Origin of the sequence: Dactylosporangium sp. NPDC049525, assembly GCF_040676755.1 — a bacterium.
GTDB lineage: Bacteria > Actinomycetota > Actinomycetes > Mycobacteriales > Micromonosporaceae > Dactylosporangium.
On the sequence record NZ_JBFAPO010000013.1, the window covers coordinates 162140 to 181266 of the forward strand.

The following is a 19127-nucleotide window of genomic DNA, read 5'->3' on the forward strand; positions in this document are numbered from 1 at the left end:
CCCTACCGGCTTTGCGGCCGGCTCACTTGGCGGTGGCGGCCTTCTTGGCGGGCGCCTTCTTGGCGGCGGCCGTCGTGGTGGACGCCGTGGTGGTCTTGCGCGCGGTCGTCGAGGCGGCGGCGCGCGTGGTCTTCGCGGCGGCCTTCTTGGCGGGGGCGGCCTTCGTCGCGGCGGCCTTGGCCGGAGCGGCCTTCGCCGTCGCCTTCGTGGCGGTCGCCTTCGTGGCGGCCTTGGCCGGAGCGGCCTTCGCCGTCGTGGCCTTGGCGGTGGTGGCCTTGGCCGTGGTCGCCTTGGCGGTGGTGGCCTTGGCCGTGGTGGCCTTGGCGGTCGTCGCCTTCGCGGCGGCGGTCTTGGTGGCGGCGGCGGCCTTCTTGGCCGGCGCGACCTTCGGCACCTTGCCGGCGGCGACCATCTCGCGGAAGCTGGCGCCGGCCCGGAACGCGGGCACCGACGTCTTCTTCACCTTGACGGCCTCACCGGTGCGCGGGTTGCGGGCGGTTCTCGCACCGCGGACGCGCTTCTCGAAGACACCGAAACCAGTGATGGCAACCTTGTCGCCCTTGGTCACGGCGGCCTGGATCTCGGCCAGCACCGCGTCCAGCGCCGCGTTTGCCGACTTCTTGTCGCCCAGGCGAGCGCTGAGCGCCTCGATGAGCTCGGCCTTGTTCACGTTGTTTCCTCCCGTACCAGAAATGAAGTCCCTGTGGGCAAGGTATCCCAACGCACACAGGATACAAACATATGACGGAAAAGAAATCGTTGTGGAGCAACGGATCCGACTGGAGGCCCATCGAGACGCCCAGCTAGTGCCTAGTGAACGACGGGTGTCCACTCCGGACGGCCTTGTTCGAAGGCCGTGATGGACTCCTCGTGGCGCAGTGTCAGGCCGATGTCGTCCAGGCCCTCCAGCAGGCGCCAACGGCTGAAATCGTCGATCGGGAAGGCCCATTCGCCGGCCCCCGCACGCAACTGGCGGTCCTGCAGATCGACCGTTACCGACAACTGCGGATCCGCTTCGATCGCGGCCCAGAGTTCCTCGACGACTTTCAGGTCCAACTCGATCGGCAGGAGCCCGGCCTTGAGCGCGTTTCCCCGGAAGATGTCGCCGAAACGCGGGGCGACGACGGCCTTGAAGCCGTAGTTCTGCAACGCCCACACGGCGTGCTCGCGCGACGATCCGGTGCCGAAGTCGGGTCCGGCCACGAGCACCGAGGCGCCCGCGTAGGCGGGATTGTTGAGCACGAATGCGGGATCCGAGCGCCATGCGTTGAACAGCCCGTCCTCGAACCCGGTGCGGGTGACGCGCTTGAGATACACGGCGGGGATGATCTGGTCGGTGTCCACGTTGGACCGGCGCAGCGGGACGGCCGTGCCCGTGTGGACGGTGAACTTCTCCATGTCAGATTCTGCCTGTCTTCGCTTCGGGCTTCGACTAGTTCAGGTCCGCGGGGGCCGCGAGGCGGCCGACGACGGCGGTGGCGGCGGCGACCTGCGGCGACACCAGGTGGGTGCGGCCGCCACGGCCCTGCCGGCCCTCGAAGTTGCGGTTGGACGTCGAGGCGGAGCGCTCGCCCGGCTTCAGCGTGTCCGGGTTCATGCCCAGGCACATCGAGCAGCCCGCGAAGCGCCACTCGGCGCCGGCCGCGGTGAAGACCTCGTTGAGCCCCTCCTCCTCGGCGGCGGCGCGGACCGACGCGGATCCGGGCACGACGAGCATGCGCACGGAGTCGGCGACCTTGCGCCCGCGCAGCACGTCGGCGGCGGCCCGCAGGTCCTCGAGCCGGCCGTTCGTGCACGAACCGAGGAAGACCACGTCGACCGCGACGTCGCGCAGCGGCGTGCCCGGCGTCAGCGCCATGTATTCCAGGGCCTTCTGCGCGGCGACCCGGTCCGCGTCCTCGGCGAAGTCGGCCGGGTCCGGCACGCTCGCGCCCAGCGGCGCGCCCTGGCCCGGGTTGGTGCCCCAGGTGACGAACGGCGTGAGGTGGGTGATGTCGAGGGTGACCTCGGTGTCGAACTTCGCGCCCTCGTCGGTGCGCAGGGAGGTCCAGTAGGCCTTCGCGCGGTCCCAGGCCTCGCCCTTCGGCGCGTACTCGCGGCCCTCGACATACGCGAACGTGGTCTCGTCCGGCGCGATCATGCCGGCCTTGGCGCCCCACTCGATCGACATGTTGGAGACCGTCATGCGGCCCTCCATCGACATCTTCTCGATCGCGGGTCCGCGGTATTCGACCACGTGGCCGCGGCCGCCGCCGGTGCCGACCTGGGTGATGAGCGCCAGCACCAGGTCCTTCGCCGTGACGCCCGGGGCGAGCTCGCCGACGACGTTGACCGCCATCGTCTTGAGGTGCGGCTGCGGCAGCGTCTGGGTCGCCAGGACGTGCTCGACCTCACTGGTGCCGATGCCGAACGCGAGCGCGCCGAACGCGCCGTGCGTGGAGGTGTGCGAGTCGCCGCACACGATCGTCATGCCCGGCTGGGTCAGTCCCAGCTGCGGTCCCATGACGTGGACGACGCCCTGCTGCGCGTCGCCGAGCGAGTGGCGGCGCACGCCGAACTCGTCGCAGTTGCGCCGCAGCGTCTCGATCTGGGTGCGCGACACCGGGTCGCTGATCGTCAGCAGGTTGTCGGTCGGCGTGTTGTGGTCCTCCGTCGCGATCGTCAGCTCGGGACGGCGCACCGGACGACCACTCAGCCGCAGCCCGTCGAACGCCTGCGGGCTGGTGACCTCGTGCACCAGGTGCAGGTCGATGTACAGCAGATCCGGCTCGCCGGCGGCGGCGCGCACGACGTGCGCGTCCCACACCTTCTCTGCGAGCGTCCGCGGTTGTTGTGCTTCTCCCACCATCTGGACATCCTAAAGTTTGGGAGGTATGTTTCGGTCTGTGGGACACAGTATGAGCGGTGTTGGCGTGCTCGACAAGGCGGTGGTCATTCTGGCCGCGTGTGTCGACGGCGCCAGCCTGGCCGAACTGGTGGACCGGACCAAGCTTCCCCGGGCAACGGCGCACCGGCTCGCACAGGCCCTGGAAATCCACCGCTTACTCGTTCGTGACGCGCAAGGGCGATGGCGGCCGGGCCCGCGTCTCGGCGAACTCGCCAACGCGGCACCCGACGTTCTGCTGACCGCGGCCGAGCCGATGCTCACCGCACTGCGCGACGCGACCGGCGAGAGCGCGCAGCTCTACCTCCGCCGCGCCGACGAGCGGCTCTGCGTGGCCGCCGCCGAGCGGGCCAGCGGCCTGCGCGACACGGTGCCGATCGGCTCGGTGCTGCCGATGACCGCCGGCTCCGCCGCGCAGGTGCTCCTCGCGTGGGAGCCGCCGGAGGCCGTCATGCCGCTCCTGCCCCGCTGCAAGTTCACCGGACGCACCCTCGCCGAGGTCCGTCGCCGCGGCTGGGCGCAGAGCGTCGCCGAGCGCGAGGCCGGCGTGGCCAGCGTCTCCGCCCCCATCCGCGACCGCACCGGCCGGGTCATCGCCGCCATCAGCGTCTCGGGCCCCATCGAGCGTCTCGGCCGGCGCCCCGGCGACCGCCACGCGATGGCCGTGGTGCGGGCTGGACAACGCCTCTCCGGCCTGTAGCGTGCGGCACATCGAGCCCGCTTGACTGGAGGGAACGCCAGTGCCTGAATCCACCCCAGCCGCTCCGGAACCGATTGACGACGGCATCTCCGAGGCACCCGAAACCCCCGTGGGTGAGGCGTCCGGCGTCGGCGAAGCCCCGTCGGGCGCACCCGACAAGCCGACGCACGGCCCCGGCTCGCCCAGCCCCGACGGCCCGCAGCGCCCCGCGCCGCCGACGCCCCCCACGGCACCGACCGTGCCGGCCGATCCGGCCCCGGCCGGCGGAAGGGGCGGCTGCATGAGCATGGTGCTCGGCGTGTTCATGCTGCTCGCCGTGCTGCTCGGCATCGCAACGCAGCTCTGACCCGGCGCGGGTGCCCTCCGGCGCGACCGGAGGGCACCGCGCAGGACGTCGTGACCCGTAGGATGCCGCCAGCATTCACGGGGAGGACCGTCAACCATGTCCGAAAGCACCCTGCCGCCAGACGGCACCGGCACGCCGGCACCGGCGCCGGAATTCGCACCAGAATTCGCACCAGAACCCGTCGCACTGTCCGTCGAGGCGGACCGGTTGGCGGACGCGGATCCGGCGGTGGAGGGGCCCGCCGCGGACGGTGACGTGATCGAGTCGCCGCCGCGGTCGCGCCGTCCGCTCGCCGCCGTACTGACCGCCGTGGCGGTGGTGCTGGCGGTCCTGCTCGGCGGCGGCGCGTTCGCCCTGGCCCGGATGTGGAACGGCCCGGTCGGCACGCTGCCGGAGGACCTCGTGCCCGGCTCGGTCGCCGCGTTCGCCCGCATCGACCTCTCCCCCGGCATCGGCCAGCGGGTCAAGGTGGAGGCCCTGCTGCGCAAGGCCGGCGGCAACGCCCCCACGTCGTTCGACCAGACGAAACGCGACATCTTCGCCGACCTCGGCGCGCCGATCGGCTACGACGACGTCGCCGCCTGGTTCGACGACCGGGCCGGCGTCGCCCTGTGGGCCGACCCGGACCGCGACGGCAATGCCGTCACCCTCGCCGTGCTGTCCTCGCGCGACGACAAGAAGGCCCGCACGGCGCTCGACGCGGCCCAGCGCAGGGCCGGCACCGACAGGATCGGCTTCGTCGCCGGCGACGGGCACGTCCTGCTCGCATTCGGCGGCGAGGACCTCCAGCAGGTCGCCACCGCGGCGGCCGCCGCCGCGAAGAAGGCCCCGCTGTCGAAGGAGCCCGCGTTCACCTCGGCGGTGGCGAAGCTGCCCGCCGGCCAGCCCGGCCTCACCTGGGCCGACCTGGCCCGCGCCACCGTGCTGCAGCAGGCGTTCATTGCCTCCGCGCTGGAGGACGAAGGCCTGGACGAGGAGGACCTCCCCGCCGATCCGGTCGCGCTGCCGCAGGTCAAGGGCACGCTGGTCGTCGGCGTGCAGGCCGCCGACGACGGCATCGAGGTCCGCGCCCGGGTGTCCGGCGCCGCGGGCCTGCCGCTGACCGGCGCCGCGACCGGCACGGACGCCCTCGCCCAGCTGGGTGCGCTCTCCGGCGACGCCACCGCGGCGGCGGTCGCGGCCGGCCCGCTCGGCGACCTGTCGATCCTCGGCGATCCCGGTTTCCTGCTGACCTCGGTCCTGTTCCCGATGGCGATGTTCGCCGGCGTCCCCGACGGCGCGCTCGACCCCGACATCCTCCCGCCGGGCGCCGACTTCGACAGCGTGGTCACGCTGCCGCCCGACGTGAACCTGAGCGATCCCGAGGCGGTGCGGAAGTACATTCAGGAGCACCCCGAGCTGTTCGGCGAGCACGGCGAAGGGTCCGTCACGATCATGGGCGGCCGCACCCCGACGGTGACTGCCGAGGGGATGCGCAAGGGCACCGACGCACTGGCGAAGGCCGTCACCACCGCGACGTCGGTGTCGGTGACCGTGTCCGGCTCGGCGCCGACGGACAACGCGCCCGGCGAACCGGTGCAGATCGACCTGCGGCTCGCCGACGCCGCGGCGGCCAAACGGGCGCAGGCCGACCTGTCCGAGCTGCTGAAGGTCAGCGGGACCACCTGCGAGGTCCGCGACGAGCACGTGATCCTGCGGACGAAGACGTACGTGGCCGGCACCAAGGGCACCCTCGCCGACAGCGCCCGCTTCCGGGCCGCGACCGCCGGCGGCGTCCCCGGTGCCACCGCGGCGTTCTACGTCGACGGCGAACGCAGCGGCGGCCCGGGCAAGGCCGTCGGCGGGACCGTCGGCCGCGACGGCGCCGACACCGTGGTGCTGGCCCGGATCCTGGTCGGCTGAGCCTCCCGGGACCCGGGTGACACCACCCGGGTCCCGGCCGGCGGGTGCTACAGGTCGACGACCTCGCGGCCCAGCGGCCAGAACGCGGCCGGGACGAGCTTGAAGTTGGCGATGCCGAACGGGATGCCGATGAGCGTGACGCACAGCGCGACGCCGGCGACGATGTGGCTCAGCGCCAGCCACCATCCGGCGAGCACGACCCAGATGACGTTGGCCACGCCCGTGGCCACGCCGGCGTCGGGCTTGGCCTGCACCGTGCGCCCGAACGGCCACAGTGAATAGACGGCGAGCCGCCACGACGCCACCGCGAACGGGATCGTGATGACCAGCACGAAACAGATCGCCGCGGCGACGGCGTAGCCCACGAACAACAGGAACCCGCCGCCGAAGATGAGCCACAGCACGTTCAGGATGAAGCGAATCATGCTTCGATCATGCGCCTGCCGCGCCACCCGTGAGCGTGCCGACCTCCTCGGCGCAGCCCCAGGCGAGGGTGATTCCGGCGCCGCCGTGGCCGTAGTCGTGCACCACGCGCGCGCCGCCGGGCAGCGCGACGGGGTCGAGCTCGACCCGGGCGCCGCCGTGCCGGGCGGGCCGCAGCCCGACGGCCTGCCACACCACGGGGGCGCCGGCCAGCTCGGGGACCAGCTCGACGCAGCGGGCGAGGATCGCCGCCGTGGTGGCCGGGTCGACGGTCGTGTCCCAGTCGCCGGGCTGGAACGTGCCGCCGAGGACCACGTCGCGGCTGCGGGGGTGGACGTACGTCATCCCCGCGGGGTGGTCCTCGTCACGCACCGAGGTGACGAGCCCGGGGTTGGCGACGCCGACGACCTGACCGCGCGCGGGATGCACGGCCGGGTCGCCCGCGAGGTCCCGCGCCGCCAGGCCGCTCGCGTTGACCACGACGTCCGCGCCGCCGGCCACCAGCGGCGCGTCGGCCAGCCGGGCGAGCCGGTGCCGTACCAGTCGCCCGCCGGCCGTCTCGAACCGGTCCAGCAGCCACGGCAGGTACACCTCCATCTCCACCGAAGGCACGGTGAACCGCCACTCGTCCGGCCCCGCGGCGAAGTCCGGGACCGCGGCCGCCCACCACGGCGTGGCGTGCGTCCCCCGCAGGATCATCCGGGTCGGCCGCGGGACCACCCCCGGCACGCCCGCGGCTGCCTGCGCCATCAGCTCGTCGTAGGTGCGGTGCGCCCAGCCCAGGACGCGGGGGTCGGCGGCGGTGCGGGTGGGGTACCAGACGGCGGCGGCGAGCCGGGAGACGGTGCCGGCCGGCTCGTCGGCGGTCACGACCGTCACCGCGTGCCCCTGCTCCTGCAGCCGCACGGCGCAGGTGAGGCCGCTGATCCCCGCGCCGACGACGGTCACGTTCGCGCTCATACGGCCCACGCAACCAGGCCGGGCAGGTGCCGTCAAAGACCGGTTGGCCGCGTCATGATAAGCCTGACTTATGGAACTGCGGCGGCTGCGGTACTTCATGGTCCTCGCCGAGGAGCTGCACTTCACGAGGGCGGCGGCCCGGCTGCGGATCGCCCAGCCGGCGCTCAGCCAGCAGGTGAAGGCGCTCGAACGGGAGGTCGGCGCGCGGCTCGTCGAGCGGGCGCGGGGCGGCTGCGTCCTCACCCCGGTCGGGGCGGTCGTCGCGGCGGAGGCGGCGGCGCTGCTGGCCCAGGCTGCCGGCGCCGAGCAGCGGATCGCGGCCGCGGTGCTCGGGCAGGGCGGCCGGCTGCGGCTGGCGTACACGCGCTCGGCCCGCGGCGGCAGGGTCGACGACCTCGTCGAGCGGTTCCGCGCCGCACACCCGCTGGTGGACGTGGTACCGGAGACCGGCTGGACCGCACCCAACGTGGCCGGGCTGCTCGCCGGGCGCTACGACGCGGCGTTCGTGCGGCCCCCGGTCGACGACGACGGGATCCGGTGGCTGCTGGTCGACACCGAGGAGCTGCTGCTCGCGCTGCCCGCCGGGCATCGGCTGGCAGCCCGCCGGCGGGTGCCCCGGGAACTGCTCAGGGGCGAGCCGGCGGTGATGTGGCCGCGGGGCAACGGCCCCGGCATGTTCGACCGGATCGTGGCGCAGGTCTGGCCCGCCGGCGGCTTCGAACTCGTCCGGCACGAGCCCGACGACGAGCAGCTGCTGCGCGCGGTGGCCGCCGGCGGCGTGGTCGCGGCGGTGCCGGAGGGCCGGGCGAGGGCGCTGCGGATGCCGGGCGTGGTGCTGCGCCGGTTCACCGGAGTGCCGCCCACGGTCGACATCGGGCTCGCCTGGTCGGCCCGGACCACGAACCCCGTGGTGCGCAGCCTGCTGGCACTGGTCCCGCCGCTTATGCCTTAAGGCGGGCTGGACCTTACCTTAAGTGAGAGCGCTCTATCGACCGAGTTCCATAAAGGTTATTTACTGTTAACAATCCTTCCTTTACATTGGCGGCATCACCCCCACTGCACGAAGGGAGCGATCGATGCGAAGAACGATCGCGCTGGTTCCGCTGGCGCTCGCCGCCATCGCAACATCACTACTCGTCTCCGCCCAACCGGCCGCAGCGCACGGGTACATCTCCTCACCAGCCAGCCGCCAGGCGATGTGCGCCCAGGGGCGCGTCGCCAACTGCGGCGAGATCGTCTACGAGCCGCAGAGCGTCGAAGGTCCCAAGGGCCTGATGAGCTGCAGCGGCGGCAACAGCCGGTTCGCGCAGCTCGACGACCCGAACAAGGGTTGGCCGGCGACCGCCGTCGGCAACTCCGTCACGTTCAACTGGGTGCTCACCGCCCGGCACAGCACCAGCACGTGGGAGTACTTCGTCGGCGGCACCCGCATCGGCGTCATCGACGACGGCGGCCGCCAGCCCGGCGCCACGGTCTCCCACACGGTGAGCCTCGGCGGCCGCACCGGCCGGATCCTGGTCCTCGCCCGGTGGAACATCGCCGACACGGGCAACGCGTTCTACTCCTGCGTCGACCTGCAGGTCGGAGGCGGCGGCGGCAACCCGACGCCGACGCCCACGCAGCCCACCCCGACGCCGACCACCAACCCCACACCGACCCCGACGCCCACCGCCACCACGCCTCCGGCCGGCGGCACGTGGAAGGCGGGCACCGCGTACAAGGTCGGCGACCGCGTCACCTACGGCGGCGTCACCTACCAGTGCCGCCAGGCACACACCGCCATCGCCGGTTGGGAACCGCCCAACGTCCCGGCGCTCTGGCTGCGGGTCTAGTTCGTCTTCGAGGGTGCCCGGCGCGACCGGGCACCCTCGTGCAACGTCGTGCACTCTCGTGCAGCGTCGTGCACCGTCGTCGTTCACGGAGGAGTTCGGGTGCGGTTCCAGCTAGTACTCGTCGCGGCGTTGCTCCTCGCCGGCTGCGCCGCCGCCCCGGCGCAGCCGGTCCCGGCACCCGCCGCCACGGGCAAGCTCTACAATGACACCGACGTCATGTTCGCCCAGATGATGGTCGCCCACCACGCCCAGGCCCTCGAAATGGTCCGCCTGGCGGCCACGAAGTCCGTCCGCGAGGACGTGCGCACCCTCGCCGCCGCCATCGACGTCACCGAGGCCGACGAGACCAAGACCATGCAGGTCTGGCTGCAAACCTGGGGCCAGCCCCCCACCGCCGCCGCAGACGCCCACACCGGCCACGGCGGCGCCCACGGCACGAACGCCGACGACATCGCCGCCCTGGCCACCTACGACGGCCCCCAGTTCGAGCAACGCTTCCTCAACATGCTCGTCGCCCACCAGCACAACGCCGTCGAGATCGCCCGCCTGGAAACCAGCTCCGGCGTCAACCCCGGCGCCCTGGACCTCGCCAAGCGCATCACCGACTCCCGCACCGCCGAAATCCAACAAATGCTCCGCTACCTAGAAACCCCCTGACCACCCCCGCGACCACATCGCACTGGGGCCACAGGCCTCCACCAGCCACAGCCGACCTCCGCCCGCACAGGCACGACACCTCGCCCCAGCGTGGCAAACAGCCAACCGCCGATCTCGCCCCAGTGGTGCAGGCATGGGCAGGGCAGGCACGGACGGCACACGGGCCGGGGCGGGCGCGAGGCGGGCGCGGGCGCAGCGCGGGCGCGGGCGCAGCGCGGGCGCAGCGCGGGCGCAGGCTCAGGGCGGGCGCAGGCCGAGGCGGGCGTGGGCGGGCACGCACGCGGCGCTGCACGCATGGACTGACGACCGACGCAAAGCAAGCGGGCGGCCAGCGGGGTGGGGTGGGTGTGGTGGGTGCGGAACATGCAGACGCCAAGCGACGCAGAGGCCCCGCGCCAGCGAAGAGCCGCAAGCGAAGCGAGCGTGCGACCGCGAAGCGGAGCATGGGGGGTGCGGGGTGGGAACCCCCCGCTGGGGAGCGCGGCGAAGCCGTGCGCGGGGATGCGGAAGTCCACCAACGGGAATAGGTCCACCCTGTGAACAGGGTGGACCTATTGGACTGTAGCCCCGATGGGATTCGAACCCACGCTACCGCCTTGAGAGGGCGGCGTCCTGGGCCGCTAGACGACGGGGCCCCAGGTCTTGCTCGGTGGTGCGGTGGAACAATACAGCACCGCGATCTTGCTGCGGTGCTGGGGTACCAGGACTCGAACCTAGACTAACTGAACCAGAATCAGTTGGGCTGCCAATTACCCCATACCCCATTGGCGCTGTGAGCGCCGGTTGGAAACTTTACCGGAGCGAACGCACCAGGCCAAATCGGTTGTCGCAAACACGCCTATTCCAAGGTCAGGACCCTGTTGCTGAGCGCGCCGATGCCCTCGATCGAGACGGTGACCTCGTCGCCGGCCACGATCCGGGAGACGCCGGCGGGGGTGCCGGTGAGGATCACGTCGCCCGGGAGGAGGGTCATGACGTGTGAGACGTAGGACACGAGGGTGGGGACGTCGAAGATCATGTCCTTGGTGCGGCCGAGCTGGCGGACCTCGTCGTTGACCTCGCAGCGGACCTCGACGTCGCTGACGTCCAGGCCGGTGACGATCCAGGGGCCGATGGGGCAGAACGAGTCGAAGCCCTTGCCCCGGGTGAACTGGACGTCCTTGCGCTGCAGGTCGCGGGCGGTGACGTCGTTGGCGGCGGTGTAGCCGAAGATGGCCGCGGCGGCGCCGGCCCGGTCGACGCGGCGGGCACCGGTGACGCCGATCACGACGGCGAGCTCGGCCTCGTGCTCGACCTGCTGTGACTGCGGCGGGATCCGGATCGCGTCGTTGGGGCCGATGATCGACGTGGACGGCTTGAGGAAGAGCAGCGGCTCCTTCGGCACCTCGTTGCCGAGCTCCGCGGCGTGGTCGGCGTAATTGCGCCCGACGCACACCACCTTGCTGGGCAGCATCGGGGAGAGCAGCCGCACGTCGGCGACCGCCCAGCGCTGGCCGGTGAAGCGCAGCTCTCCGAACGGGTGACCGTCGATCTCGGCGACGGTGAGTCCGGTGAGTCCGGCCGAGGGCTCGCCCTCGACGACTCCGAACGACATGCCACTGCTGTGGGCGAAACGAGCGATACGCACGCCGTGGAATCTACTCCGCCGTCAGGTGCCGCTCCACGAACGCGTTGCCGAACTTGCGGTCCGGGTCGAGCCGGTCGCGCAGCGCGAGGAAGTCACCGAGCCGCTCCGGGCGGGGCGCGTGGTGGAACACCTTGCCCCAGTGCGGCCGCGGTGCCAGGTGCGCCAGCGCGTCTTCGAGCGCGGCGACGACCGGCGCGACCCTGGCACCGTCGCGGATCCAGGTGAAGTGCAGCGCAACGCTGTCGCGCCGGTGGTGTGGGCTCAGCCACAGCTCGTCGGCGGCCACGACCCTGATCTCGGAGATCTGCAGGACGGGCGTGACGAGGTGCCGCAGCCGCTCGATCGCGGCGAACGCCTCGACCGCGTCCCCGCGCGCCACGAAGAACTCGGTCTGCAGCTCCTCGCCGCTGCTGGGCGTGAACTCCAGCTTGAAGTGCGGCAGCCGGCGGTGCCACGGCCCGGGCACGCCGCCCTGCTCGGTGCAGCTTTCCGGGGACATCGCGGCGATCGGGTGCATCGTCCGAACGGCGGGCGTCGCCCCGAAGCCGTCCGGCTCCTCGCCGTCGGCGAGCTTGAGCCACAGCTGGTTGACCGTGTCGCCCGACCAGTCGGTGAAGAGGCTGACGGAATAGCCGGCGGTCGCGATCTCCTCCCAGCGCGCGTCCAGGACCGTCCGCGGCAGGTGCTCGAAGACGAACTGGCGGATGGTGAACGCCGGGCGCACGTCCAACGTCACGCCCACCACGACCCCGAGGGCGCCCAGCGACACCACGGCACCCGCGAAGTCCGCGTCACCCCGGGCCAGCCGCACCAGCTCCCCGCCGGCGGTGACCAGCTCGATCCCCGCCACGGCGGTGGCAAGGTTGCCCAGAGCCGCGCCGGATCCATGTGTGCCGGTGGCGACCGCCCCCGCGATCGAGATGTGCGGCAGGGACCCGAGGTTGTGCAGCGCAAAGCCTTCGGCGTCCAGGAACGCGGCGAGCTCCCCATAGCGGATCCCGCCGGCCACGGTGACGGTCCCCGCCGCCGCGTCGATCCGCGGCCGCGGCGGCAATCCGGCCACGCTGACGAGGTCGGCGGGCGTGTCGGCGATCTCGTTGAACGAGTGCCCGGACCCGAGGACCCGCACCCGCTCCGCGCCGGCTACCACGTCCCGCACCTGGTCCACCGTGGACGGTCGGTGCACCCGGGCCGCGCCGAACGCGATGTTTCCCGCCCAGTTGGTGAGGGTCATGCGGCCGAGTCTATTCGCGCCGCATCGTTCGCGGCCCCGCGCCGCCGGCAGTATCACCGAACGCATCCGTTCGGCTACTGGCCCGCCGGGCGGCATCCGAGCAGACTTCCCCGGGTGACGTATCCGCAGCTCAATCAGGCCAACTCGCGCTCGGGTCGCGGCTGGTTCTTCGTACTCGGCGCCGCCGTCCTCGGCGTCTTCGTGTTCTGCGGAATCGTCGTCGCCGCCGCGGGTGGTAAGGACCCGAACGAAACCCGGGACGTGGCGCGGACCGGCGCGCTGGCGATGCCGCAGTCCACCGCGGCCCCCACGCCTGTCACGGCCACCACCGGCACGACCGAGCCGGCCACCGCGGCGCCGACGACGACCACGCCGCCGGCACCGGCCGCCACGACAACAGCACCGGCCGTAAAAGCACCGACGACGAAAGCACCGACCAAGCCACCGACGAAGCAGCCGACCACCAAGCCTCCGGCGGGAAACTGCAACCCGAACTACTCCCCGTGTGTGCCGAACGACCCGGTGGACGTGGACTGCAAGGGTGGCAGCGGCAACGGGCCGTCATACGTGCAGGGGCCGGTCCGGGTCATCGGCAGCGACGTCTACAAGCTCGACACCGACCACGACGGCATCGGCTGCGAGTAGCAGCGTCCGGGCCCGTCAGGCGTCCCTGGTCCGGAAGAGGTACCCGGCCACGACCAGCAGGAGGACCGTCCAGCCGCTGAAGACCGCCAGGCCCTGCCACTGGGTCAGGAGCGTGTCCGGCGGCAGCGACGGCTTGAAGATGAGCTGGCCGGCGTTGGTGGGCATCCAGGCGTGGACGTGGTCGCCCCAGCTGCCGGGCAGCAGGATCGTCAGGTTCGACACGATCAGGATCAGGCCGAGGACGCCGGTGATGGCGCCCGCGGTGTGCCGGACGATCGCGCCGAAGGCCAGCGAGAACAGGCCGAGGACGGTCAGGAACAGGCCCGCGCCGAACACCGAGCGGGCGATGCCGGGGTCGCCGAGCTCGACCTGGATGTGATCGGACATGACCCAGCGACCGGCGAAGAACGCGGCGAAGCTCAGCAGCTCCCCCACCGCGAACATCAGCGCCGCGAACACCACGACCTTCGCGCCCAGCACCTGCAGCCGCCGCGGCTGCGCCTGCAGCGTGGAGCGGATCATGCCGGTCGTGTACTCGGCGGAGACCACCATGACACCGAGCACCGCGACGATGAGCTGCGAGATGAAGACCGGCTGGTCGATGATGATCTGCAGCGGCTCGGCCGCCATGACCGCCTGGTCCTCCGGTGAGAACGTGCCCCACTGGCGCATGATGACCCAGGCGATGAACGACATCAGGCCGACCGAGATCGCCGCCATCGCCGCCAGGGACCAGGTCGTGGAGCGCACGGTCCGCAGCTTGGTCCACTCCGAGCGCAGCAGGCCGTCGAAGCCGGCCCGGCGGGTGGCCGGACGTCCGGCCGTGAGCGTGGTCATCGGTTCTCCAAAGTGCCGTGGTATTCGACGCTGTCCTTGGTGAGCTCCATGAACGCCTGCTCCAGCGACGCCTGCAATGGCGCCAGCTCGTGCAACCGCAGCCCGTTGTCGTACGCGAGGTCCCCGACGCGACGCATCGGCAGCTCCGTCACCAGCAGCGCCCCGTCCGCATCGGTGGTCACGGTGCCGCCTGATGCCCGTACCAACGCTGCCAACGCATCGGCATCGGGTGTGCGGACCCGGGTCGCCAGCACCGAGTTGCCCTCGATGAACTCCTTGACCGTGCAGTCCGCGATCATCCGTCCCCGCCCGATGACCAGCAGGTGATCCGCGGTGTGCTCCATCTCCGACATGAGGTGGCTCGACACGAACACCGTGCGCCCCTCAGCGGCGAGGGACTTCATCAGGTTGCGGATCCACAGGATGCCCTCGGGGTCGAGGCCGTTGACCGGCTCGTCGAACATGAGGATCTTCGGGTCGCCGAGCAGGGCGGTGGCGATGCCGAGCCGCTGCCCCATGCCGAGCGAGAACCCCTTCGACCGCTTCCGCGCGACCGCCGACAGCCCGACCGTGTCGAGCACCTCGTCGACCCGCCGCCGCGGCAGGTTGTTGGTCTGTGCGAGGCACAGCAGGTGGTGGTACGCGCTGCGCCCGCCGTGGATCGCCTTCGCGTCCAGCAGCGCCCCGACCTCGAGCATCGGGTTGTCCAGCCGCGCGAACGGCCGCCCGTTGACCGTGACCCCCCCGCTGGTGGGCGCGTCGAGCCCCAGGATCATCCGCATCGTGGTGGACTTCCCGGCCCCGTTCGGCCCCAGGAATCCCGTCACCTGCCCCGGCCGCACCGTGAACGACAACTTGTCCACGGCGACGCGGTCGCCGTACCGCTTGGTGAGGCCGACAGCCTCGATCATGGTTCCTCCCGCTCAGACACCGACTCGCGCAAAGCGCGGCGTTGAGCGGCAAGCTATCCAAACCTTGCTGTGGCGACCCTAAGAAGACCTGAGCCGCCGCACAGGATCGATGCTCAGCCGATGACGTTGACGGCGCGGGCTACGACGAGCAGGACGGTGATGAGGGAGATGACGGACTCGGCGAGCATGCCGGCCTTGGCCCAGATGGACATCGGCAGGGTGTCGGTGGGGCTGAAGGCGGTGGCGTTGGTGAACGCCAGGTAGAAGTAGTCGAAGAACGTCGGCTCCCAGTCGCGCGGGGCGAGGTCCCCGGCGGTCATCTGGGTGAAGAGGAAGTCGGGGTGGGGGCTTCGCCCGTCGGCGCGGGCCGCCGGGCCGCCGCGGTCGCCTTCCCAGAACCACAGGGCGAACACGATGACGTTGGTCAGCCAGATCGCGGCGCCCCACAGCAGCAGGTGCGCGGGCGCGATGTCGCCGTGGCCGAAGAGGGCCTGCACCAGCAGGGCGGCGGACCAGGCGGTCGCGACGCCGAGGACCGCGGCCAGGCCGATGCTCAGCGGGCGCAGGATCCGGGTCTCGCGGTTGATCCGCAGCGGGTTGACCGCGACCACGCTGATCAGCAGGGCCGCCTCCAGGCCGGGCAGCAGCCAGCGCGGACGGGGGGCGAGGTCGGCGGGCAGCAGCAGGTGAATGCCGACGGCGACGGCGATCGCCAGGGCGGCGGGCCAGCGCTGCTCGGCCTCGGTGCGGCGCAGCCAGCCGGGCAGCTGCGGCGGTGCCGGCTGGTTGTCACTCACAACCGTTAACGCTAACCCTTCGCGCCCGTGATGTCGTAACGTCCGAGCACATGGCACAGCACCAGCTGCACGAGCGCGTCACGTGTGTCGCGAGCCCCGCGACGTGGCTCTCCGGGCCGGACGGGCGGCTCGGCGGCGACGCGGACGGGCTCTACGTCGAGGACCGGCGGGCCGTGGCGCGCCTGGAGGTCACGGTCGACGGCGCGACGCTGACGGCGCTGGACGTGCAGCGCACCGGTGCCGCGTCGGCGGTGTTCGCGGGGGTACGGGACAGCCTCACCGTCACCCGCAGCCGCCTCGCGGAGCCCCTGGGCGGCACCGAGACCGTCACGCTGGCCAACGAGGCCGGTGAGCGGCGCAGCGTGGTGCTCGCGGTGGATGTGGCGACGGACTTCGCCACCACCGGCGCGGTCCGCGACGACCTGACAGCGTCCATAGTGGACTTCCGCGCCGAGGAGGACGGCGCCTGGTGGGCGCGGTCCGCGGACGGCATGGCGGTGCGGCTCGACACCACCCCGGCGCCCGAGGGGGCGCTGCGCTGGGCGGTCACGCTCGAGGCCGGCGAGGCGTGGAGCGTCGAGCTGCGCTTCACCCGTACCGACATCCCGCCGATCCAACGCGCGAAACGATTCAGCACACTGCGGGTCGCGGCCGCCGACCCGCGGCTCGACGCGCTGGTGCGCACCGGCGTCCAGGACCTCGACGCGTTGCGCCGCACCGACGGCGCCGACGTCTACTACAGCGCCGGCAGTCCCTGGTACCTCACGCTGTTCGGCCGCGACGCGCTGTGGGCCGCGCGGCTCGGCCTGCCGCTCGGGGTCGAGGTCGCCGCCGGCACGTTGCGGGCGCTCGCCGCGCGGCAGGGCACCGCGTACGACGGCGACACCGAGGAGGAGCCCGGCCGGATCCTGCACGAGGTCCGGCCTCCCGACGCCGTGCACCGCCTGCCGCCGGTCTACTACGGCACGGTCGACGCGACCGCCCTGTTCGTCTGCACCCTGGCCGACGCGCACCGCTGGGGCATGCGGCCCGACGCCGTCGAGGCGCTGCTGCCGAACGTGGAGGCGGCGCTGGCGTGGCTGGCGGGGCACGAGGGGTTCGTCGCCTACCGGTCCACCGGCAAGGGGCTGACCAACCAGGGCTGGAAGGACTCCGGCGACGGCATCCAGTTCGCCGACGGGCGCGTCGCCACCGGGACCTTGGCGTTGTGTGAGGTCCAGGGGTACGCCTACCAGGCGGCGCTGCACGGTGCCGACCTGCTGGACGCGTTCGGCCGGCCCGGCGGGCAGCGGTGGCGCGCCTGGGCGGCGGAGCTCGCCGAGAGGTTCCGGGAGGCGTTCTGGTGCCCCGGCGGGTATCCCGCGGTCGCGGTGACCGGCGACGGGGAACAGGTCGACGCCGTGGCGTCCAACATGGGTCACCTGCTCGGCACCGGGCTGCTGTCCGAGGACGAAAGCGCTGTGGTGGCGGATCACCTGGCGTCGCTGCGGTCGCCGTTCGGGCTGAGAACCCTCGCCACGGACTCGGCCGGCTACGACCCCGGTTCGTATCACGCCGGCTCTGTCTGGCCGCACGACACCGCGATCGCGCTGCTCGGCCTGGCCCGCGACGGGCACCGGCAGGAGGCGGCGGCGCTCGTCGGCGCGCTGCTGTCGGCCGCGGAACGCTTCGACTACCGGCTGCCGGAGCTGTACGGCGGCGACGACGGCGCGACGCCCTACCCGCCGGCGTGCCGCCCGCAGGCGTGGGCGGCCGCGGTGGGCCCGGCGGTGCTCACCGCGCTGCTGGGCCTGGACGTGGACGTGCCCGCCGGGCGGATCACGTTCGACCCGCTGCGGCCGTCGCCGGTCGGCGCGTTCCGGGTGCGCGGGCTGAAGGTCGCCGGCGGCGAGCTGGACGTCACCGTCGACGCGGCCGGCGCCGTCACGGTCCACAATGGACCCATCGGGATCTCGTTCCTCCTCGCGGACGGCAGCCCCGCGAGGATCGGCCGGCCTACTTCGGCGGCGTCAGCCGGATGATGGAGCCGCCGAAGTCGTCGCTGACGAGGATCGAGCCGTCGGCGTCCAGCGCCGCGTCGACCGGCCGCAGCCACGGCTTGGCGGCCTTCAGGTCGACCAGCCCGGACAGCAGGTCGACCGGGTCGCCCGGGCCGTTTGCCGTCCACGGCACGAAGACCACCTTGTAGCCGACCGGCTTGGTGCTGTTCCACGAGCCGTGCATGGGAATGACGGCGCCGCCGAGCGCCGGGGAGAACGTCAGCCCCAGCGGCGCGGTGTGCGCCGGCAGCCCGAGGTCGATCGGGTCGGCCTTGGCGCAGTCGGCCTTCTGCCCGTCGCGGTTGAGCTCGTAGTCGCGGTGGAAGCCGAGGTTGTGGGTGCCGTTGTCGCTGTTGGGGTTGCAGAACGGCCAGCCGTAGAACCCGCCGTCGCGCACCTTGATGAGCTCCTCCGCCGGATACTGGTCGACGAACTGGCTCATCCGCTTGCCCTTGTCGGACTTGCCGTCGCCGTCGACGTCGCGGTCGTCGGGGACGAGGGTGTTGTCGCGGTTGTTGACCACGACCCACAGTTCGTCGGTGCCGGGGCGGAACGCGAGCCCTTCCGCGTTGCGGATGCCGGTGGCCAGCAGGTGCCGGCCGGCGTTCTTCCCGGCGGCGGCATAGGTGTAGATCGCCGCGCGCCGCGGGTCGCTGACGGTGTCCTCGACGCACGCGTTGCAGGTCGAGGCGATCGACACATACAGCAGCTCGCCCTTGACCGCGATGTTCTTCAGCACGTGCGCGTAGTTGCCGCGCAGCTCCGGGGTGCTGGTGTCCGGCAGCCCGTCGACGACGACCTGCCCGTCGTGTGCCTTGAGGTCCCCGGCCTTGTACGGGTACCGCACGACCTTGTCGGCCTCCGCCATGAACAGCCAGGTGGCCCCGGCGATCTCGGCGAACACCAGGTCGTGCGGGCGGTTGAGCCCGGAGGCGAAGTCGGTCGCCTTCCCGCCCCGCACGATGCGCACCTTGCCCTGGCTCGGCTGCGACACCAGCAGGTCGCCGCTCGGCGTGAACGTCATGAAGCGGGCCTTGTCCACCCGCGCGTACACCGCCGCGGTCCACCCCGCCGGCAGCGTCACGCTCCGCGCCACGTCGAACGGCGCTGCGTTCATCCCGGCACCGACGGTGACCTTCACGCTCGCGGGCTTGCCGAGCACCAGCGCCGTCGCGGGCTGCGAGCCCGAGCCTGCGGCGCCGCTGCCGGACACCGCCGGGCGGGCCTCTTCGCCGGCCTCACCACCACCGCAACCGGTGAGGGCGAGCGAGCAGGCGGTGGCGGCTGCGAGCAGAGCACCGAGCTTGCGCATGCGTGTGACGGTACAACTTAA

At 72.1% G+C, this 19127-nt stretch carries 19 protein-coding genes and 2 tRNA genes; 8 read left to right on the forward strand and 13 right to left on the reverse strand.

Going from position 1 to position 19127, the window contains the following annotated elements; genetic code table 11:
- Positions 1-22: 22 nt before the first annotated feature.
- The 3 genes from AB0K00_RS21080 to leuC form a co-directional block, all read right to left on the reverse strand.
- Positions 23-670: an HU family DNA-binding protein gene (locus tag AB0K00_RS21080; RefSeq protein ID WP_363523049.1), complete on the reverse strand. Its 648-nt coding sequence runs from the start codon at positions 668-670 to the stop codon at positions 23-25.
- A 140-nt stretch (positions 671-810) separates the two neighbouring features.
- A complete protein-coding gene (gene leuD / locus AB0K00_RS21085) occupies positions 811-1398 on the reverse strand; it encodes a 3-isopropylmalate dehydratase small subunit (RefSeq protein WP_363523051.1) in 588 nt (195 codons plus the stop codon).
- 34 nt (positions 1399-1432) lie between these two features.
- A complete protein-coding gene (gene leuC, locus AB0K00_RS21090; protein WP_363523052.1) occupies positions 1433-2848 on the reverse strand; it encodes a 3-isopropylmalate dehydratase large subunit in 1416 nt (471 codons plus the stop codon).
- Positions 2849-2897: 49 nt separating this feature from the next.
- Between leuC and AB0K00_RS21095 the strand changes: the two genes are divergently transcribed.
- The 3 genes from AB0K00_RS21095 (at position 2898) to AB0K00_RS21105 (ending at position 5832) form a co-directional block, all read left to right on the forward strand.
- On the forward strand, positions 2898-3584 hold the full coding sequence (locus AB0K00_RS21095) for an IclR family transcriptional regulator (RefSeq protein WP_033357786.1): 687 nt from the start codon (positions 2898-2900) through the stop codon (positions 3582-3584).
- Positions 3585-3624: 40 nt separating this feature from the next.
- Positions 3625-3930 carry a hypothetical protein gene (locus tag AB0K00_RS21100; protein ID WP_363523054.1) on the forward strand — a complete coding sequence of 102 codons (306 nt, stop codon included), beginning with the start codon at positions 3625-3627 and terminating at the stop codon, positions 3928-3930.
- Between the two features lie 96 nt (positions 3931-4026).
- Positions 4027-5832 (forward strand): hypothetical protein, encoded by a 1806-nt coding sequence (locus AB0K00_RS21105; RefSeq protein WP_363523056.1) that lies wholly within the window; start codon positions 4027-4029, stop codon positions 5830-5832.
- Positions 5833-5879: 47 nt separating this feature from the next.
- Here AB0K00_RS21105 and AB0K00_RS21110 read toward each other — a convergent pair whose 3' ends face one another.
- A complete protein-coding gene (locus AB0K00_RS21110; protein ID WP_363523058.1) occupies positions 5880-6257 on the reverse strand; it encodes a YccF domain-containing protein in 378 nt (125 codons plus the stop codon).
- A 7-nt stretch (positions 6258-6264) separates the two neighbouring features.
- Positions 6265-7215 carry an FAD-dependent oxidoreductase gene (locus AB0K00_RS21115; protein ID WP_363523059.1) on the reverse strand — a complete coding sequence of 317 codons (951 nt, stop codon included), beginning with the start codon at positions 7213-7215 and terminating at the stop codon, positions 6265-6267.
- A gap of 70 nt (positions 7216-7285) precedes the next feature.
- Between AB0K00_RS21115 and AB0K00_RS21120 the strand changes: the two genes are divergently transcribed.
- The 3 genes from AB0K00_RS21120 to AB0K00_RS21130 all read left to right on the forward strand — a co-directional run bounded on the left by AB0K00_RS21120 (position 7286) and on the right by AB0K00_RS21130 (position 9704).
- Positions 7286-8167, forward strand: a complete 882-nt coding sequence (locus AB0K00_RS21120) for a LysR family transcriptional regulator (RefSeq protein WP_363523061.1) — start codon at positions 7286-7288, stop codon at positions 8165-8167.
- Positions 8168-8291: 124 nt separating this feature from the next.
- Positions 8292-9047: a lytic polysaccharide monooxygenase gene (locus AB0K00_RS21125; RefSeq protein ID WP_363523063.1), complete on the forward strand. Its 756-nt coding sequence runs from the start codon at positions 8292-8294 to the stop codon at positions 9045-9047.
- A gap of 99 nt (positions 9048-9146) precedes the next feature.
- The gene (locus AB0K00_RS21130) at positions 9147-9704 is read left to right on the forward strand and encodes a DUF305 domain-containing protein (RefSeq protein ID WP_363523065.1); all 558 of its coding nucleotides are present in this window, start codon (positions 9147-9149) and stop codon (positions 9702-9704) included.
- A gap of 562 nt (positions 9705-10266) precedes the next feature.
- Here the strand turns inward: AB0K00_RS21130 and AB0K00_RS21135 are convergent.
- From AB0K00_RS21135 to AB0K00_RS21150, 4 genes are all read right to left on the reverse strand, one after another.
- Positions 10267-10339: transfer RNA gene (locus AB0K00_RS21135), tRNA-Glu, on the reverse strand.
- A 57-nt stretch (positions 10340-10396) separates the two neighbouring features.
- Positions 10397-10468 (reverse strand) — tRNA-Gln (locus AB0K00_RS21140).
- Between the two features lie 74 nt (positions 10469-10542).
- Complete coding sequence (locus AB0K00_RS21145) at positions 10543-11331, reverse strand: fumarylacetoacetate hydrolase family protein (protein ID WP_363523066.1); 789 nt, start codon at positions 11329-11331, stop codon at positions 10543-10545.
- A gap of 10 nt (positions 11332-11341) precedes the next feature.
- Entirely contained in the window at positions 11342-12565 is a 1224-nt protein-coding gene (locus AB0K00_RS21150) for an FAD-binding protein (RefSeq protein ID WP_363523068.1), read from the reverse strand.
- Positions 12566-12679: 114 nt separating this feature from the next.
- On the opposite strand from AB0K00_RS21150, the gene AB0K00_RS21155 reads away from it, so the two are divergent.
- The gene (locus AB0K00_RS21155; protein ID WP_363523070.1) at positions 12680-13210 is read left to right on the forward strand and encodes a hypothetical protein; all 531 of its coding nucleotides are present in this window, start codon (positions 12680-12682) and stop codon (positions 13208-13210) included.
- A 15-nt stretch (positions 13211-13225) separates the two neighbouring features.
- Here AB0K00_RS21155 and AB0K00_RS21160 read toward each other — a convergent pair whose 3' ends face one another.
- The 3 genes from AB0K00_RS21160 to AB0K00_RS21170 all read right to left on the reverse strand — a co-directional run bounded on the left by AB0K00_RS21160 (position 13226) and on the right by AB0K00_RS21170 (position 15755).
- Positions 13226-14047 (reverse strand): ABC transporter permease, encoded by an 822-nt coding sequence (locus AB0K00_RS21160; protein WP_363523071.1) that lies wholly within the window; start codon positions 14045-14047, stop codon positions 13226-13228.
- On the reverse strand, positions 14044-14958 hold the full coding sequence (locus tag AB0K00_RS21165) for an ATP-binding cassette domain-containing protein (protein ID WP_363523073.1): 915 nt from the start codon (positions 14956-14958) through the stop codon (positions 14044-14046). The genes AB0K00_RS21160 and AB0K00_RS21165 overlap by 4 nt, the downstream gene beginning before the upstream one ends.
- A gap of 113 nt (positions 14959-15071) precedes the next feature.
- Positions 15072-15755, reverse strand: coding sequence for a hypothetical protein (locus tag AB0K00_RS21170; RefSeq protein ID WP_363523074.1), 684 nt, complete (start codon positions 15753-15755; stop codon positions 15072-15074).
- Between the two features lie 50 nt (positions 15756-15805).
- Here AB0K00_RS21170 and AB0K00_RS21175 point away from each other — a divergent pair, with 50 nt between their 5' ends.
- A complete protein-coding gene (locus tag AB0K00_RS21175) occupies positions 15806-17776 on the forward strand; it encodes a glycogen debranching N-terminal domain-containing protein (protein WP_363523076.1) in 1971 nt (656 codons plus the stop codon).
- On the opposite strand, the gene AB0K00_RS21180 is transcribed toward AB0K00_RS21175, so the two are convergent.
- Positions 17751-19106, reverse strand: a complete 1356-nt coding sequence (locus AB0K00_RS21180) for a gluconolaconase (protein WP_363523077.1) — start codon at positions 19104-19106, stop codon at positions 17751-17753. The genes AB0K00_RS21175 and AB0K00_RS21180 overlap by 26 nt on opposite strands.
- Between the last annotated feature and the right edge of the window lie 21 nt (positions 19107-19127).

Excerpts from the sequence above, each read along its gene's own strand:
- leuC (WP_363523052.1), bottom strand. The coding sequence starts at position 2,848 with ATGGTGGGAGAAGCACAACAACCGCGGACGCTCGCAGAGAAGGTGTGG.
- AB0K00_RS21125 (WP_363523063.1), top strand. The coding sequence starts at position 8,292 with ATGCGAAGAACGATCGCGCTGGTTCCGCTGGCGCTCGCCGCCATCGCA.
- AB0K00_RS21095 (WP_033357786.1), top strand. The coding sequence starts at position 2,898 with ATGAGCGGTGTTGGCGTGCTCGACAAGGCGGTGGTCATTCTGGCCGCG.
- AB0K00_RS21160 (WP_363523071.1), bottom strand. The coding sequence starts at position 14,047 with ATGACCACGCTCACGGCCGGACGTCCGGCCACCCGCCGGGCCGGCTTC.
- AB0K00_RS21110 (WP_363523058.1), bottom strand. The coding sequence starts at position 6,257 with ATGATTCGCTTCATCCTGAACGTGCTGTGGCTCATCTTCGGCGGCGGG.
- AB0K00_RS21165 (WP_363523073.1), bottom strand. The coding sequence starts at position 14,958 with ATGATCGAGGCTGTCGGCCTCACCAAGCGGTACGGCGACCGCGTCGCC.
- AB0K00_RS21105 (WP_363523056.1), top strand. The coding sequence starts at position 4,027 with ATGTCCGAAAGCACCCTGCCGCCAGACGGCACCGGCACGCCGGCACCG.
- AB0K00_RS21180 (WP_363523077.1), bottom strand. The coding sequence starts at position 19,106 with ATGCGCAAGCTCGGTGCTCTGCTCGCAGCCGCCACCGCCTGCTCGCTC.
- AB0K00_RS21175 (WP_363523076.1), top strand. The coding sequence starts at position 15,806 with ATGGCACAGCACCAGCTGCACGAGCGCGTCACGTGTGTCGCGAGCCCC.
- AB0K00_RS21115 (WP_363523059.1), bottom strand. The coding sequence starts at position 7,215 with ATGAGCGCGAACGTGACCGTCGTCGGCGCGGGGATCAGCGGCCTCACC.
- leuD (WP_363523051.1), bottom strand. The coding sequence starts at position 1,398 with ATGGAGAAGTTCACCGTCCACACGGGCACGGCCGTCCCGCTGCGCCGG.
- AB0K00_RS21120 (WP_363523061.1), top strand. The coding sequence starts at position 7,286 with ATGGAACTGCGGCGGCTGCGGTACTTCATGGTCCTCGCCGAGGAGCTG.
- AB0K00_RS21150 (WP_363523068.1), bottom strand. The coding sequence starts at position 12,565 with ATGACCCTCACCAACTGGGCGGGAAACATCGCGTTCGGCGCGGCCCGG.